Source organism: Endozoicomonas sp. ONNA2, assembly GCF_024606365.1.
GTDB lineage: Bacteria > Pseudomonadota > Gammaproteobacteria > Pseudomonadales > Endozoicomonadaceae > Endozoicomonas.
Map to the genome: position 1 here is coordinate 1 of NZ_JAHHPO010000450.1, position 2,441 is coordinate 2,441.

General features: G+C 50.8%; 3 protein-coding genes. All 3 read left to right on the top strand.

The genetic code is table 11. From position 1 onward, the window contains the following. Positions 1-121 precede the first annotated feature (121 nt). The 3 genes from KDK14_RS08085 (at position 122) to KDK14_RS08095 (ending at position 2,271) form a co-directional block, all read left to right on the top strand. On the top strand, positions 122-778 hold the full coding sequence (locus tag KDK14_RS08085) for an HAD family phosphatase (protein ID WP_257264579.1): 657 nt from the start codon (positions 122-124) through the stop codon (positions 776-778). A gap of 295 nt (positions 779-1,073) precedes the next feature. Further along, entirely contained in the window at positions 1,074-1,433 is a 360-nt protein-coding gene (locus KDK14_RS08090) for a hypothetical protein (RefSeq protein WP_257264580.1), read from the top strand. A gap of 40 nt (positions 1,434-1,473) precedes the next feature. Further along, positions 1,474-2,271 (top strand): phytanoyl-CoA dioxygenase family protein, encoded by a 798-nt coding sequence (locus KDK14_RS08095; protein ID WP_257264582.1) that lies wholly within the window; start codon positions 1,474-1,476, stop codon positions 2,269-2,271. The last annotated feature ends 170 nt before the right edge of the window (positions 2,272-2,441 follow it).

Sequence of the window (2,441 nt, forward strand, 5' to 3'; positions counted from 1 at the left end):
AGCTAAATATCCTATTATCGGGATGATCGTTCGACCGATTCTGTCGCCCTGGCCCTGGGGTCGATAGAGCATCATAATCCTCTCGAACAACACGTGGCCTGAATAATAAACCGGAGTAACAATGACCCTGGCAATCTTTGATCTGGACAATACCCTCATCGCTGGCGACAGCGATGCCCTTTGGGGAGAGTTTATGGCCGCCAATGGCCTGGTTGATAATGATAGCTTCAGGGAGGGTAACAGCCGCTTTTATGCACAGTACCAACAGGGGGTTTTGGATATCCGGGCGTATCTGGAGTTCTGCCTTGAGCCATTAACTCAATACACCCTTGCAGCGCTTGAAACCTGGCATGGTCAGTTTATGGAACAGATCATAAACCCCATCCTGCTGGAAAAGGCATTGGCGAGGATAGAACAGCACCGCCAACGTGGTGATTATATTATGATCATCACAGCAACCAATCGCTTTGTTACCCAACCCATTGCTGACCAGTTGAAGGTGGATACCCTGCTGGCCATTGACCTGGAGATTTGTGACAACCGCTATACTGGCAACGTTACCGGAATCCTCACTTATCAGCAGGGGAAAGTACATCGTCTGCAGGAATGGCTCAACCAGCACCCGCAGCACTCAATGGCAGGTAGCTACTTCTACAGCGACTCGCAGAATGATTTGCCGCTGCTGAAAGAAGTCGACCACCCTGTCGCTGTCGACCCCGACCCGGAACTCAAAAGCTACGCTGAGTTGCATGGCTGGCCAATCATCAGTTTCCGTTAGTGGCAACCCTGCCCAATCTGGCCGATCTTGTCAGGTCACCTGATCGGTTAATCAAGCCTGATCCCAACCAGCTGAAAGGTTGCATTATTGATCAAAGCCTGAACCTGCGGTAGTTCACTCATGAGACCCATCACGTCCGCAGTTGTAGCCCGTCGTGTAACGCGCTTGACTGGTGAGAATACCTTGATGAAGCCCGTTTTCACTGTGCTGATCATCAAGACTCTGACACATATACGAATACCACTGCCATGAATGGCACTTTAGTCTCTACAAAACCCAGACAAGAGCTATAGAGATGTCTCATAACCATTCCCATCGCAACGAAGAACCATTGAACACCCTGCTCCAGTCATTACTGGAAAGCAATGATGGCCGTGCAACGATGGACCTTCTCGAATCGGCCCATCAAGGCTTTACCCGGGGTGCCAATGACTTTGTTGAACAGGCAACAGGAAAAATGTCGCCAGCCGATATTAAAAATCACCTGCGGATTTATCCCCTGGCACAAATGCTGATCAGCATTGTCAAATACCATGAGTTGAACAAGAACACGGATATTATCCGCAAAACCGCACTGGCCTTGCTGGATAGCCTTGAAGATAGCGCACCTTCAGAGTCCTGTGGAACTCAGACTCTGGAGTCAACGCTGCACTGACAACGTTCCATCAACAGCCACTGAACAGGGGGGATGAATAATGATTGATCAGAGCGAACTGCAGGAAAAAGGTTACATTATCGTCCCCGATCTGGTGCCTGATCAGTTACTTCAGCCTGCTATCAACGCCATTACCGACTTTCTGGAGGTTAACCTGGATGATCCTGTAACCTGGTATCGGAAATACCTGGGCAGTAATGGTATTGTCCCCATTCATCACCATCAGGCACTCTGGGATATCCGCCAGCATGAGCCTCTCTATCGATTGTATGCCGACCTTTTCCAGACGGACGATCTCTGGGTAAGATTGGATCGTGCCTCCTTCAAGCCCCCCTGGCGCCCGGAGCATCCGGATCAGAAAGACGACAGCCGGATTCATCTGGACAGCCATCCGGAAAAAGTGTTTCTGCCACGGTACCAGGGCATTCTCTATCTGACCGACACAGCAGAAAATCAGGGAGCATTCTGTTGCGTTCCCAGTCTTTACACCGGAAAACAGACGACACTGAATCGTGATTCCCTGCTCTTTGGCGATGACGACCTGAAAGGCCATCATATTGTCCATCTGGCGGGCAAGGCGGGCACCTTTATTCTCTGGGACTCACGCCTGCCCCATGCCAGCAGCCTGAACCGCCACGCAAGGCCACGCCTGACCCAATATATCTCCATGTTCCCGGCGGGTACCGAAGATAACCGGGAAGCGCGTATTCAGCTGTGGCGTGACAAAAGGGCACCTGAGCGCTGGCGCAACTTTCCTTATCAACAGGACCCGGAACCCGGTGAGCCTGCTAAACTGACGACAGTTGGCGAACAGCTTCTGGGTCTCAGGTCGCCATAGTGTGGACAAGTACAGAGCCTGTACATACCCGCGAAGACGGGAATTCATGGGCAGAAGTGGATCTTCACCTGGGCGGGAATGACCGTGTATGGATATTGCAGCTTTTATTGGTCATTCATTACTGGGGTTCTTCCGTAAGTAGCTAACCATATGAAATCATATATTTCTGA